The organism is Marinobacter sp. (assembly GCF_052094685.1).
GTDB lineage: Bacteria > Pseudomonadota > Gammaproteobacteria > Pseudomonadales > Oleiphilaceae > Marinobacter.
In genome coordinates this window covers 1-13,230 of record NZ_JBQDKB010000096.1, presented here as the reverse complement: position 1 = coordinate 13,230, position 13,230 = coordinate 1, and the positions used below count along the sequence as shown (strand labels likewise).

The window sequence follows — 13,230 nt, the reverse complement described above, 5'->3', positions numbered from 1 at the left end:
ACTCAAGCACGCCGTAAATATCGCTTTCGCTCATGATGAGCAGCTCTTCACCGTCGACTTTTACGGTGTTGCCGGCATACTGGCCAAATACCACGGTGTCACCCGCTTTGACTGCCAAAGCACGAGTTTCGCCATTTTCCAGAACGCGACCGTTGCCAACAGCAACAACCTCACCCTGAGACGGCTTCTCTTTAGCGTTACCTGGCAGCACGATGCCACCTGCGGTTTTCTCTTCTTCTTCCTTGCGGCGTACAACGACACGATCGTGTAGCGGACGAATCTTCATTGCTCGGCTTCTCCAATAGTCAGATTAATGTGGCAATGACTTTGCTGTTGATGGTCGAATTGTTGTTTCAATCCGACAAAATTGCCCGGCTTATAACCCGCTGTTTTCCAGCAGATATCAGCCTGCGGCGAACTTGTGAATCCTATGTGGGGCTGGCACCGGGGTTTTCAACACTCGCTCCGATAATTTTTTCACTTTTTATCAAGGCGGTCGTAGTCAGTTTTAGTCTCATCTCGGTATTCCCCTTCAATAATGTCGCCGCTGCCATCGCGATCAAACGGGCGCTGCTGACCAAAGGGATCATTCCGATCACCAAAAGGATCTTGCCCAAACGGGCTCTGGCTACCACCGGCACGAAAATAGAAGCCCCCACTCTTGCTTGAAGCCACCATACGCTTCAGCGCCAATGCAGATAGCCAATAGCGGGTAAACGGAATAAGGCAAAGAAAACCGACAGTATCGGTAATGAATCCCGGAGTGATCAAAAGCACACCGCCAACAGCCAGGATCAGCCCTTCGGCTACTTCTTTGGCAGGCAGTTCACCGCTGCTCAAACGTTGATTAGCCCTTAGCAACGTTGCCATACCTTGCTGGCGAAGCAGCCAAGCCCCGATAACGGCCGTTAACAGAACAAAGCCGATGGTGTTGAACACACCAATCATGCCGCCAACCTGAATGAGCACCGCCATTTCGGCAATCGGCATGATAATGAAAACAAACAATAATATAGACATCAGGGTCTCACGGTCTGGGTTTGGGCATTTCAAGGTCTGATATACTCGCGGCCTTTCAAATACCACCTTCTCACTAACTAAGGGCAAAACATGAAACTTCAAGATTCCGTGATTGCAATTACCGGCGGCGGCCAAGATCTGGGCCGTGCAATGGCTGAGTAACTGGCTGCCAAGTTTGTAAAATGGCTGAACACCTCGGTATATCCCGCGCCACCATCAACGCGCTTGAAAATGGCCGCTCAGGCGACATTGGCATTAAAAAAGTAATGAAGGTACTGGATTATCTAGGCAAGGAATTAGTCATTCGGGATAAGTCACCCTTCCCGACCCTTGAGCAGCTTAGGGATGAGCGATGAATCAGGCGTAATGCGGGTTAGGTATTTCAAGACACCCAAGAATTCGTATTCCGTTATCACGAGACAGCCCTCCCCGATCAGTTGATGGTACTTGAGCATCTACAAACGCTTACTGCCAACGAAACAGCCGCATAGCCACCCGGCCATTAACCACTTCCACACCCTCAGCCTGCAATAACCCAACCTGCTTGCAGTAAATCTCGGAGCCTTCCGGAAAGGCGATTTGGCCGTTGCTGCGGATAACCCGGTACCAGGGCACCGAGTGGCCCTTCGGAAGTTTGCCCAGGGCGCGGCCTATGTAACGGGCCTGGCGCCCGAGGCCGGCCATTTGTGCTACCTGGCCGTAACTTGCAACTTTCCCTGGCGGGATTGCGAGCACCACCTGCCAGATTTTTTGGTCTTTACACGGTTCCGTTGGTTGCTCCATAACGCCTACCCGCTTGTTGTTTGTGCAACGTCTGAGTTGGCGCTACCCGAGTGATCGGGTGCCAGCGAGTCCAATCGCTCGCCCTGGCGAATCAGAAACAACGCCAGCAGAATGGCGGGGATACCCATCAGGCCGGCCACGAGGAAAAACTCCCCATAGCCAAAACCCGACACAACCATGCCAGAGAAGCCGCCTAAGAACTTCCCGGGCAGCGTCATTAGAGAGCTGAACAACGCGTACTGTGTGGCGGTAAATGAGGCACTGGTCATGCTGGAAAGCCACGCAATCAGCGCCACATTGGCAATACCGCCGCTGAGATTATCGGCGCTTACCACCGCGGCCAGCGTTGCGAGGTTCGGTGGGTACTGAGCCAAGAACACAAACAGCAAATTCGTAGCGGCCGTCATAATGGCACCCGCCAGCAAGATCTTTCTCGTGCCGTAGCGTACAACCAGAACCCCACCGGCCAGGGAGCCTGCAATCGTCATGAAGAACCCGAAAATCTTGGTCACATCCGCCACCTGAGTTTTACTGAAACCCATAAAATCCAGATAGAACGGATTGGCCATCACGCCCATGGCTATATCAGAAATACGATACACCGCCACCATCAGCAGAATCGCAATGGAAAGCTCTTTATAACGGTAGAAGAAGTCCAGAAAAGGCCCGGCTATGGCGGCGTAAAACCAGCCAACAAAGCGAGCCACTCGAGGGCCGAGATGGGTGCGTTTGGCGGCTTCGCGCTCAATTTTGTGTGCAATATCCTGCGCAGCAGAAAAGTGATTTACCTTTGGTTCACGCACAACCAGCACGGTTAATGCACCCACACCCACCAGCGCTGCCATTACCTCGTAGGAAACCTGCCAGGACCAGAACTCCGCCAGATACAAAGCACCTGCACCCGCCACCAGCAACGCCAGCCGATACCCAAAGATATAGGTGGCGGCCAAGGCCGCCTGAAGCCGCTCTTCAGCAATCTCAATGCGGTAGGCATCAATGGCCACATCCTGAGTTGCCGAGGAAAACGCCACCAGCAGGCCACACAAGGCCATGGTTTCCGGTACAGCGATGGCATCCACATTAGCCATCAGATAAAGGCCTGTAGCAATGCCCACCTGTGCCAACAATATCCAGCTTCTGCGCTTACCTAGCAGCCGATCCAGTACCGGTAGCTTTAATCGATCCACCACAGGCGCCCAGAACACCTTGATGGAATAGGTAATCCCCAGCCAGCTGAAGAACCCAATGGTTGCGGTTTCCACACCAACATCCGCAAGACGGGCGTTCAGCGTGGAAAAAACCAACAAAAACGGCAACCCAGCAGAAAAGCCGAGAAACAGCAGAGCAATCACCTGCCAGCGAGTGTAGGTGTATAGCGTGTCCCGGATCAGGGCCAGGCGAGTGCCGGTTGAAATGGTGGAGCCTCCGAATCAGTCGCGGAAATTATTGAACTGCAGAGGTATTTCCAGCTCGGTCTCACGCAGCAAGGCCATCGCGGTTTGCAGATCGTCCCGTTTCTTACCGGTTACCCTAACCTTGTCGCCCTGAATACTGGCCTGCACCTTCAGCTTGGCATCCTTGATCAGCTTCACAACCTTCTTGGCCATGTCGGTTTCAATGCCCTGCCTCAGTTTCAAATGCTGCTTTACAAGTTTACCGGCTTTGCTGTCGCCGTCTTCTTCCAGGGCACGGCTATCGATGTTGCGCTTGGCGAAAGTCATCCGCAGCATATCCATAAGTTGCTCAAGCTGAAATTCCTGAGGCGCGCTGATGGTAATGCCCTTGTCGTCCAGTTCAACATCCGCGTCTACGTTTTTAAAATCCCAGCGGTTGCCAAGATCCCGCTTGGTTTGATCCACCGCGTTGGTCACTTCGTGCATATCAATTTCAGAAACTATGTCAAAAGACGGCATGGTCGTTATTCTCCAGAAGCTGTAGCGAGTATACTCTGTACTTGAAAATTAAGGGCCAAGCATACCAAGCCCGGGAATTCCCCGCATCTGACAATGGACTGATAAAAGTAGGTAACAATGCCAAACCTAGATCTCCCCATCCTTGTAGTAGACGACGCAAAATTCAGCAGTATGGTAGTTGGCCGCACCCTACGAAATGCCGGATATCGCGACGTGCGCATCGCCAACGACGCCCTGGCGGCACTCAAACTGATAGAACAGCGCCCAGTGAGTGTGCTGATAGCAGACTGGCTGATGCCCGACATGGACGGTTTACAGCTAACCGACCAAGTGCGCCAACAGGATGAGCAGAACAACCACTACACCTATGTGATTCTGCTAACCGCCCGGGAGAGCGTAGAGGCCCTGGCAGAAGCATTCGACCGGGGCGTGGACGATTTTATCTACAAGTCCGACATGACCAAACAGCTAATCCCCAGAATTTTTGCTGCAGATCGCATGGCAGACCGCCAAAACACGCTACTGCGCGCCAATGCCCTGCTCATCGAGAACAACCGAGAACTGGAATCCAGCAACATCATCGATCTGGAAACCGGGCTGTGCAACAGCCGCTATGGTCGCGACCGCCTCACCAAAATGCTGCGCCATGCAGAATCCCGGGGAGGCGCATCGGCGTACGTGCTGTGCGGCATTCGCAACTGGCAAGAGTTGAAGCGCAAGCACCCGCCCACGGTGATGACCGAGCTGGCAGTAGGCATTGCCCGCAGGCTCAACGCCCTGGTTCGACCTATCGATGTTCTGTGCCGTTTGGGAGACAATCAGTTCGCACTCATTGCCTATTTTCCGAACAGCGATCACTGCACAACCACCGCTTTTCGACGGGTTTTTGATGGCATTAACCACAAGGCCCTGAAAACCACGGCCGGGTATATTTCTGTAGAGGCCGGCATGGTGCTTTGCAAAGCCGATGCCCAGAATGGCACGCCATCTATTAAGGATATGGAGCGGGCAGCCGTACATGGGCTGGTAGATGCCTATGAAACGCGGCGGTTTACCGAAACCGCACCAGAGATCGGCGCCAGCGCCTAACGCCAAAAACAATCCGTAACACTGCGACACACATCACGCACAGACATAGTCAAGCGAAAGCCCTATTCTGAAATTGTGGATTTAAGCAGTATCCCCCATGGCGGAGGAGCCGTGTTGTACCTCCGCCGTCAAATGGGAAATCCATCGAACTAACGAATTTTCAGGCACTTTCGTTGTTCCTTTTTTAGGCCAGCATATTCGCTGGCCTTTTTGTTTTTTTGCGCCCAGCAAACCCTTCGCCTTAAGCCGTTCGGCACAACTTCCGTTATACTCCAGTAATAATTTCTAAAAACTGTGCTGTAATCATGAAAGATCTTGGAACCGCCTCCATCGCCGCGCTTCGACAATACGTTCGCGCTTCTGAATCTTCAGGTGCCGATACCTCTGCTCTTTTTACAAAAACAGGCCTGCCCCCCACCATTCTGGATTCCGACGACGGCCGAATAAACGGCGAGCAGTTCCAGCGCTTCATCCACTTACTCTGCGAACACACCAGTAACCCAATCCTTGGGCTAGAAACCGGTGACTTCGTGCAGCCAGGTTCCTACAGCGTACTGGGCTACATCACCATGAGTTGCGCCACCCTGGGTGAAGCCGTGGCGCGCATTGCGCCGTTTGAAAAACTGGTGGGCGACATGGGAACAACCGAGCTTGCCATGACACAGGGCTCAATCAAGCTAACCTGGCACTGCAACTACAACAACCCCATAGTAAGGCCACAAGTGGTCGATAACGTATTCGCCTCCTGGGTTACCTACGCCCGCTGGCTAGCAGACGACACCGCCGCGTCCCCCACCAGCGTACACCTGAAGCGAGAATCCCCCGGCGCCGAACTGGAACAGGCCTACCGCCAGCGCTGGAACTGCCCCGTACAATTTGACGCAAACGAAGACTCTATTACGCTGAAGCAGGAGCTGCTGAATACGCGCCTACGCCAGCCAGACCCCATGCTGCGCAAAACGCTGGAGGCGCACGCCCTAACCCAGCTAGCCTCATTAGACACAGATACAGACCTCACCTCACAGGTAAAACACAGCATTCAGCAGCAACTGATGCACGGCATAACCCGGCAAGACATGGTGGCGGAAGATTTAGGAATAACCAGCCGCACTCTGCAGCGGAAACTGAGCCAGGAAGGGGTTTCGTATCAAAAGCTACTGGATGAGGTTCGCCAGAAAATGGCAGAGGATTATTTGCTGAACAGTGACCTGGCGATTCCAGACATTGCCTTGCGGCTGGGCTACAGCGAAACCACATCGTTTCACCGTAAATTCAAAGCAGTAACAGGAAAGACGCCCGGAGAGTTCCGGGCGCCTAAAGCCTGATCTTATAACTTGCGCCCTTTGCCAGCGGCAATACGCAAACGAAGAGCATTCAGCTTAATAAAGCCTTCCGCGTCTTTCTGATCATACGCGCCGTGATCTTCCTCAAACGTTGCGATGGTCTCATCGAACAGTGAATCGTCAGATTTACGGCCAACCACATCCACGTTGCCTTTATACAGCTTCAAACGAACCGTACCATTCACGTATTCCTGAGTCTGATCAATCAGCGCCTGCAAAGCTTCGCGCTCCGGCGACCACCAGTAGCCGTTATAAATAACCTCGGCATAGCGCGGCATCAGGCTGTCTTTCAGGTGCGCCACTTCACGATCCAGCGTAAGCGACTCGATAGCACGGTGCCCACGCAGCATGATGGTGCCGCCTGGTGTTTCGTAACAGCCACGGGACTTCATGCCCACGTAACGGTTCTCAACAATATCCAAGCGACCAATGCCGTTATCGCCGCCAACCTTGTTCAGGTGTTCCAGCACTTCGTGTGCCTTCATTTCCTGGCCATCAACGGCAACAATGTCGCCCTTGCTGTAGGTAAGCTCAATATACGTCGGCTTATCGGGTGCAGCTTCCGGAGACACACTCCAACGCCACATCTCTTCCTCGGCTTCCGCCCAGGGATCTTCCAGATTCATGCCTTCGTAAGAAATATGCAGCAGGTTGGCATCCATGGAGTAAGGCGATTTGCCCTTCTTCATCTCTACCGGAATGTCGCGCTCTGCACAGTAGGCAAGCAGCTTTTCACGGGAGTTCAGATCCCACTCACGCCAAGGCGCAATAACCTGCACACCCGGCTTGAGCGCATAAGCGCCCAACTCAAAACGCACCTGATCATTACCCTTGCCAGTCGCACCATGGGAAATAGCGTCCGCACCGGTTTGGTTGGCAATATCAATCAAACGCTTAGCAATCAAAGGGCGAGCGATAGACGTACCCAGCAGGTACTCACCTTCATAAACCGTGTTCGCACGGAACATCGGGAATACATAATCGCGCACAAACTCCTCGCGCAAGTCCTCGATGTAAATTTCCTTAACGCCCAACGCCTCGGCCTTCGCCCGCGCCGGCTCAACTTCCTCGCCCTGGCCGATGTCGGCGGTAAAGGTTACCACCTCACAGTTATAGGTATCCTGCAACCACCGAACAATAACGGAAGTATCCAGGCCACCAGAATAGGCCAGAACGACCTTTTTGATATCAGACATGTCTGTGCTCCAGACTGAACAGAATGGATGTATTGAAAAGAAGGGGCGTATTGTACGGGAGTGCGGGGGAGTTGGCTATTGACTGTTATCGCAGCGTAAATACAATGTATGGATGATGAAATTCGAATGGAATCGTACCAAAGCTGCGTCCAATGAAATAAAGCATGGAGTTAGCTTTAATGAGGCGCAAACCGTCTTCTTCGATGAGTTCGCCACTCAGTTTTTCGATGGTGAAAACTCAGAACACGAGGACAGATTTCTTATGCTGGGCACAAGCGCTCTAGGACGACTTTTGCTTGTTTGTCATTGTGAGCGCAAAGGAGGCAACGTAATCAGGATAATTTCAGCAAGGAAGGCAACCGCAACAGAACGCACTCATTACCATGGTGGCCTCTCATGAAAGCAGAATACGATCTATCCAAAATGAAATCGCGGCCAAACCCCTATGCCGCAAAACTCAAAAAGCCTGTAACCATGCGATTAGGGGGGGATGTGCTGGATTACTTCAAAGAAATGGCCGAAAAAACCGGCGTGCCATACCAAACCCTGATCAATCTGTATTTGAGGGACTGTATGGCCAACAAGCGGGAGATTGATATTCGCTGGGACTGACACACCAACCCCAGACGACTTCGGCCAGGCTCTGAAGGGAGGGGCGCCCCCTCTCCCGCCAAGGGCTTTACTGCACTACCTGCAGGCCTTGGCGTAATCCTTCAGGCTTCGGATGTATAGCCCCTCACCTTGCGGGATAGAGCCCGAGAGAGAGGGGGAGAAGTTAAAGCCTTAACCAACCTGAGCCGACTGGCTCACAGCTTCTTCACGAATGCCATCCCAGCCACCTTTAATAGAGCGCAGCAAATCCGCTACCTCATCCAGCTTAGCTACATCATTCCTGGCGTTAGCTTCAAACAGCGTGCGCTCCATATAATCATACAAACCTTCAAGGCGCGCCGCCAAATCACCGCCTTTCTCAAAATCCAGAAAGCTGCGCAGTCCGCCGACTATCTCGATGGCTTTGGTGATCAGTTTACCTTTCCCTTCATAATCCTTGGCCTGCATGCGAGCTTTGGCCATATTGATCCGCTCCAGCGCGCCGTTATACAGCAACTGAATCAGCCGATGGGGATCGGCATCGGTGATGCTGGTCTGGGTATTTACGCGCTGATAAGCCTGTAAGCCATTCATAATTAACCTCGTTACTTACTGTTCTGTGGCGCCAGCGCTTCAAGCTGCTGGGTCACATAATCCCGGGTATTGTTGAGCTGGGAAATCAGCGAATCGGCGGCAGTGAACTGCTTCACCAAACGCTCACGATAAGACTCAATGCGTATATCCAGCTTAACCTGACTTTCCTGAATCTTTTCCAGTTCGAGATTAAGACTGTTGGTGCGGGATTCAAGCTTGCCTTCAGCACCCACAAAGCTGTTGACCAAATCAACTGTGCTTTTGCCAAGCCCCTGCACAAAATTGAGAGATCCACGGTCGCCGACCTGGTCGCCCAGAACACGCACCTGCAAACCGGAGGCTGGGCCACTGTCGCTGCCCAGATACAACACCTGGCCATCGCCCTTGGCTACTTGGCCACCAATAGTGCCAGCTATATCCTGGCCTGTAGTTTCGCTTGCAGCAGAAAGGCCAAGGGCATCACCGTTTTCCATAGAAGTGATATTGACGCTGGACTCAGAACCATATTTACCGGAGGTAAACGTGAGCTTATTATCGCTATCCAGCCCCACCTGCACAGATTCACCAGAGGCGGCCAAGCCCGCGTTAACGCCGCTATCCAGTTGCGCCTGAATATCAGCCACCAGCGCCTCGCGAGAAACGCTCGCCCCCTGGGTAAGCTTAAAATTCATCGAAATGTCGCGATTAATCTCCAGTGTAAACTCGTCATTGCTGTCATCTATCGTGACCGTTCCCGCTACTCCAGAATCGCCAATCAACTTACCCTGTGTGGCCGCTTGAGTAACGTTGATATCGTATTTGCCCGCCTGGGTATTGGTGCCGCTACGCACAAACTCAACTTGGCTATCGGAAGCTCTGCCCTGCTCTGCAAACAGCGCCGTAACATCGTCTGGGTTGTTCTTTAGTTGAGTTTCAAATTCTTCGCGGTCGAATTCCAAGGCACCCGTTTTGGGATCAGTGGAAATACCCACATCGGCCAAGCTACGTACGTTGGCATCTTCCAAGCCTGGCACTACGCCGGTAAGCACTTGGCGCAGCTGACTTTGAAGTGCGCGCACAGTGCTATCACCCGTAAGCAAACTGCCCACACCGGCGTCACTGTTGAACCCAGCCAAGCCATCAATGGTGGACTGCAACGCGTTGAACTTATCAACAAAGCCCTGAACCCGATCCGTAACCGCACCCACATCCTGGCTGACCTTTACGGTAGATGTACCAATCTCTTTAATGTCAAAAGACAAGCCATCAATCACATTCTCAAAGCTGTTGGATGAGCGAGTAACTTCAATGCCGTTTATCTCCATTACAGCATCACTCGCGGTAATGGTTTCCTTCATATCCGGATTAGCGGTAGGGTCTGTCGCATCAAACGCAAAGCGCGCCAAACCTTCTGCACCGGCCTCTTCGGTGGCTGAAATGCTCACCGCGTTGGCAGTACCTGTATCGTCTGCCGACATCACCAGTTGATAACCACTACCGGTATCAATGATACCCGCAGACACACCCGCGTTCGCCTCGTTAATGGCATCTGCCATGCCTTGCAGCGTATTGTTGCTGGAATCGATGGTGATATCTTTTACTTTTCCACCCACCGACAATTGCAACGTGCCCTGCCCCACACTGGCGCTATCTTTATCCACAAACACAGCCTGGGAGGCCAGCGCTTGGGCAGAAGCCAAGCTAGTAACATCCAAACTGTAGCTGCCGCGGCTGGCTTTGGTGCTGTCTACAGACACACCGATGTTTTCATTAGACGAAATGGCCGAGAACGCCTTCAAGTTGTCTGCAGAACTCAATTGGCGCATAGGCAGCCGCAGCTCAGTAATGGCACTGCGCAGCTTGCCATAGGCAGACAACAAAGCCTCTGACTGCTGGGTTTTCTGGGTTAGCCGGTTTTCAGTGGGTGCGCGCTCTGCCGCAACCAACTGATCCACCAGATCAGACGTCAACACGCCAGACCCAATTCCCAATGAAGAAATACCTGCCATACCGATGCCTCCTTGAAGGGGCCAATCACTCTATAATTCGTTTAACGGCCACAAGCGGCAAAACTTTGCCTCTTTCGACTGCCAATTTGTAACACAGCGTAATGCTGTTCACTAACCCCCAAAACCCAAAACACCGCCAGCCCCCTCCCGGGAACAGCGGTGCTGAACAACCATTGCCAACATCAAATCAAAAGCGGCAATTATTCACACTTTTCAAACCTTGATGTTAAACAACGTCAGCGGCTCATCCTGCTGCAATTTCTCTGCCAACCTTAATGCCACATCATCAGGCATCTGCCGAACAACTTCCTGGGTTTCCTGATCCACCACACGAACGATGGTCTGCCCCGAATCGTTATCCACTTCAAACTGCAGATCTCTCTGAACGTTCTGAACGTGATCGTTCAATTGCGAAACCGCATCATCTAGCTCTTCCCGTTGCGCTTCATTTTGCTTCTGTAGCTGTTCAGCTTTCGAAACATTCTGAGCCTGGGAAGCCGTCTGATTCGGCACTACTCGCTCAACTGCTGAAGAAGCCAGTCCAGAGGCACTTTTGCCTTCGGCCTGAGATGACGACATTGCCTTGGCTGGAGCCTGGTCACTGGCGCGCACCAATTTCAAGCTCGGGCTATTCAGGTTAACGTCATTCATAGCTCACCTCACTATGCTTAAACGGCGTAAAACCGGAACCCGAAGGCTCCGGCTGTTACCGCTAGACCCTTACTGCAGGAGGGACAATACCTGCTGCGGACGGGCATTGGCTTGTGACAGCACCGAGATGCCCGCCTGCTGTAGTACCTGAGACTTTGCCAGATTGGCTGTTTCCGCCGCGAAGTCAGCGTCCAGGATACGGCTATTGGAGGCGCTGAGATTCTCTACAGAAGTGCTCAGGTTTGCGATGGTGGACTCGAAACGGTTTTGCAATGCACCGAGAGACGCTCGAGCCGAGTTAACAGTATCCAAAGCTGCGTCAACCGAATTCAAAGCCTTTTCAGATCCGCTAGGCGTAGAGATGTCTATCGCATTTAGAGCCGTACCGGTAACGCCAATGCTTTGACCGCCCGGGTTAAAAGCTCCCGCGAAAGTCACATCACTAGTCACACCTGTCGGAGCCTTGTAGTCAATATTAATTGATGCTCCCTGCGTGCCATTAGCCCCAAGCCCAAAACCTGCCGCTGTAGCACCTGTGGCTGTGCCCTCAGCAAATGCGGTGGTAATGTTGCGACCATCTATAGCCTGCAGGTCAATCACACCACCATTATTTACAGCTTTGACGCCCGTTGCTGCGGAAGCGTTATTAATGGAAGATATCGCAGTTTCAAGACGCTCTGCATTACTAGTAGATTGTGTTGTTGCGATATCAACTTCTACACCGTTGATGGTAAATACCGCGGCGCCATCTTGTGTTACCGTCGCCGAGGCCTGAGTGGCTCCTGCTTTCGTAGTTTCATTGGCGGAAGCGGTCAACCCTCCTACACCTAGCTCATTAATCCCTGACGCTAAGTCTTTGGCGTCATTAGCCGTTGAGAATGTGTGTGTAACACCATCAACAACAATGCTTTGAGAGAGCACGGCATCGGCCGCTGTCCCTATAGACTCACCTTCCAGCGAAAAGCCGGCATAACTACCTAGAGAAGAACTTCTGGCACTATCAATTTTCTCAATCGATATTTTTTCGCCAACATTGGCGCCAACCTGGAAGCTTTGAGCCTTGAAGTCACCATCAAGCAGCTTGATGCCATTAAAAGCAGTCTGCGTGGCAACCCGGTCTACTTCTTCTACAAGCTGTGTAACTTCTGCCTGCAGCGCCTCACGGTCAGACTTGGAGTTCGTTGCGTTGGCAGACTGAACCGACAGCTCACGAATCCGCTGAAGGTTGTTGGTGATCTCATCCAAAGCCCCTTCAGCCGTCTGCGCCAAAGATATGCCATCGTTAGCATTTCTAGTGGCTACGTTTAGACCACTAATCTGAGCCTGAAAACGCGTAGAAATCGCGAGGCCAGCGGCATCGTCTTTGGCCGAGTTGATACGCAAGCCGGAAGACAAACGCTGAAGAGCCTGATCGTTCATGCTCTGAGACTTGCCCAACTGGTTCTGAGCGTTCAATGAAGCGACGTTAGTGTTAATACCGAGAGCCATATTGCTTCTCCTTCGACTTGATAGTCTTTATTTCATGGAAGAGGTCTGGCGTTCTCTTTTTTGGTTTGGAGCGCCGCCCTGTTACTTCACTTAACGGCACCCTTTGCGCTTCCTTTAGCAAAAAATATCAAGACTTTGTAAAGGAATGTAAAACTGACGAATTACCACTAAACCGCACACCACATCCCGTTAAGAGTCGCCTCTAACGAACTCGGTAATTACGCAACCGCCGTAGAACTCCCTTTCCACTCCTGAATAGGGGCAAGCTGGTGCTCCAGCAATACATCTTCGGTGATCAACAGGATCACGCCCTTTTGCCTTATCAACTCTGTGGTGTTTGCGATACGGGCTGTCGTTTTGAGCCTATTAATGTCATCTGTAATTTCCCGATCTTTTCAGGAAAGACTCCATATCTTACATACTTAACACTGTATATATATACAGCTATCAGGATTTATGCCATTCTTTATACCTATCCATAAGCACAAAATCTGTCCGTCTATAGCACCAAGTGGTACAGTGTTAGTGGCCAATTAAAGTGACCCACTACTGGCCATTAATTTTGACCCACCTC

Annotated in this window: 15 protein-coding genes; 5 read left to right on the top strand and 10 right to left on the bottom strand. The window is 52.1% G+C overall.

Annotated features, from left to right (window positions below; translation table 11 throughout):
• Both groES and ACTH3S_RS15465 read right to left on the bottom strand, forming a co-directional pair.
• Positions 1–286: co-chaperone GroES (gene groES, locus ACTH3S_RS15470; protein WP_441809905.1), on the bottom strand; the 286-nt coding region annotated here is incomplete at its 3' end.
• A 191-nt stretch (positions 287–477) separates the two neighbouring features.
• Positions 478–1,020 carry an FxsA family protein gene (locus tag ACTH3S_RS15465; RefSeq protein WP_441809904.1) on the bottom strand — a complete coding sequence of 181 codons (543 nt, stop codon included), beginning with the start codon at positions 1,018–1,020 and terminating at the stop codon, positions 478–480.
• A 182-nt stretch (positions 1,021–1,202) separates the two neighbouring features.
• On the opposite strand from ACTH3S_RS15465, the gene ACTH3S_RS15460 reads away from it, so the two are divergent.
• The gene (locus tag ACTH3S_RS15460) at positions 1,203–1,376 is read left to right on the top strand and encodes a helix-turn-helix domain-containing protein (protein ID WP_441809903.1); all 174 of its coding nucleotides are present in this window, start codon (positions 1,203–1,205) and stop codon (positions 1,374–1,376) included.
• Between the two features lie 109 nt (positions 1,377–1,485).
• Here ACTH3S_RS15460 and ACTH3S_RS15455 read toward each other — a convergent pair whose 3' ends face one another.
• From ACTH3S_RS15455 to ACTH3S_RS15445, 3 genes are all read right to left on the bottom strand, one after another.
• Positions 1,486–1,803, bottom strand: a complete 318-nt coding sequence (locus ACTH3S_RS15455; RefSeq protein WP_441809902.1) for an MGMT family protein — start codon at positions 1,801–1,803, stop codon at positions 1,486–1,488.
• Between the two features lie 5 nt (positions 1,804–1,808).
• Positions 1,809–3,155 (bottom strand): AmpG family muropeptide MFS transporter, encoded by a 1,347-nt coding sequence (locus tag ACTH3S_RS15450; RefSeq protein ID WP_441809901.1) that lies wholly within the window; start codon positions 3,153–3,155, stop codon positions 1,809–1,811.
• Positions 3,156–3,233: 78 nt separating this feature from the next.
• Positions 3,234–3,716: a YajQ family cyclic di-GMP-binding protein gene (locus tag ACTH3S_RS15445; protein ID WP_441809900.1), complete on the bottom strand. Its 483-nt coding sequence runs from the start codon at positions 3,714–3,716 to the stop codon at positions 3,234–3,236.
• Positions 3,717–3,833: 117 nt separating this feature from the next.
• On the opposite strand from ACTH3S_RS15445, the gene ACTH3S_RS15440 reads away from it, so the two are divergent.
• Both ACTH3S_RS15440 and ACTH3S_RS15435 read left to right on the top strand, forming a co-directional pair.
• Complete coding sequence (locus ACTH3S_RS15440; RefSeq protein ID WP_441809899.1) at positions 3,834–4,805, top strand: response regulator; 972 nt, start codon at positions 3,834–3,836, stop codon at positions 4,803–4,805.
• A 305-nt stretch (positions 4,806–5,110) separates the two neighbouring features.
• Complete coding sequence (locus tag ACTH3S_RS15435; protein WP_441809898.1) at positions 5,111–6,130, top strand: AraC family transcriptional regulator; 1,020 nt, start codon at positions 5,111–5,113, stop codon at positions 6,128–6,130.
• A gap of 2 nt (positions 6,131–6,132) precedes the next feature.
• Here ACTH3S_RS15435 and ACTH3S_RS15430 read toward each other — a convergent pair whose 3' ends face one another.
• Positions 6,133–7,344, bottom strand: a complete 1,212-nt coding sequence (locus tag ACTH3S_RS15430) for an argininosuccinate synthase (protein WP_441809897.1) — start codon at positions 7,342–7,344, stop codon at positions 6,133–6,135.
• Between the two features lie 112 nt (positions 7,345–7,456).
• On the opposite strand from ACTH3S_RS15430, the gene ACTH3S_RS15425 reads away from it, so the two are divergent.
• On the top strand, positions 7,457–7,744 hold the full coding sequence (locus ACTH3S_RS15425; protein WP_441809896.1) for a BrnT family toxin: 288 nt from the start codon (positions 7,457–7,459) through the stop codon (positions 7,742–7,744).
• Positions 7,741–7,956, top strand: coding sequence for a BrnA antitoxin family protein (locus tag ACTH3S_RS15420; RefSeq protein WP_441809895.1), 216 nt, complete (start codon positions 7,741–7,743; stop codon positions 7,954–7,956). The genes ACTH3S_RS15425 and ACTH3S_RS15420 overlap by 4 nt, the downstream gene beginning before the upstream one ends.
• 171 nt (positions 7,957–8,127) lie before the next feature.
• Here ACTH3S_RS15420 and fliS read toward each other — a convergent pair whose 3' ends face one another.
• The 4 genes from fliS to ACTH3S_RS15400 all read right to left on the bottom strand — a co-directional run bounded on the left by fliS (position 8,128) and on the right by ACTH3S_RS15400 (position 12,656).
• Complete coding sequence (gene fliS / locus ACTH3S_RS15415) at positions 8,128–8,529, bottom strand: flagellar export chaperone FliS (RefSeq protein ID WP_441809894.1); 402 nt, start codon at positions 8,527–8,529, stop codon at positions 8,128–8,130.
• 11 nt (positions 8,530–8,540) lie between these two features.
• Entirely contained in the window at positions 8,541–10,517 is a 1,977-nt protein-coding gene (gene fliD, locus ACTH3S_RS15410) for a flagellar filament capping protein FliD (RefSeq protein WP_441809893.1), read from the bottom strand.
• A 213-nt stretch (positions 10,518–10,730) separates the two neighbouring features.
• A complete protein-coding gene (locus ACTH3S_RS15405) occupies positions 10,731–11,168 on the bottom strand; it encodes a flagellar protein FlaG (protein WP_441809892.1) in 438 nt (145 codons plus the stop codon).
• 69 nt (positions 11,169–11,237) lie between these two features.
• Entirely contained in the window at positions 11,238–12,656 is a 1,419-nt protein-coding gene (locus ACTH3S_RS15400) for a flagellin (protein ID WP_441809891.1), read from the bottom strand.
• Between the last annotated feature and the right edge of the window lie 574 nt (positions 12,657–13,230).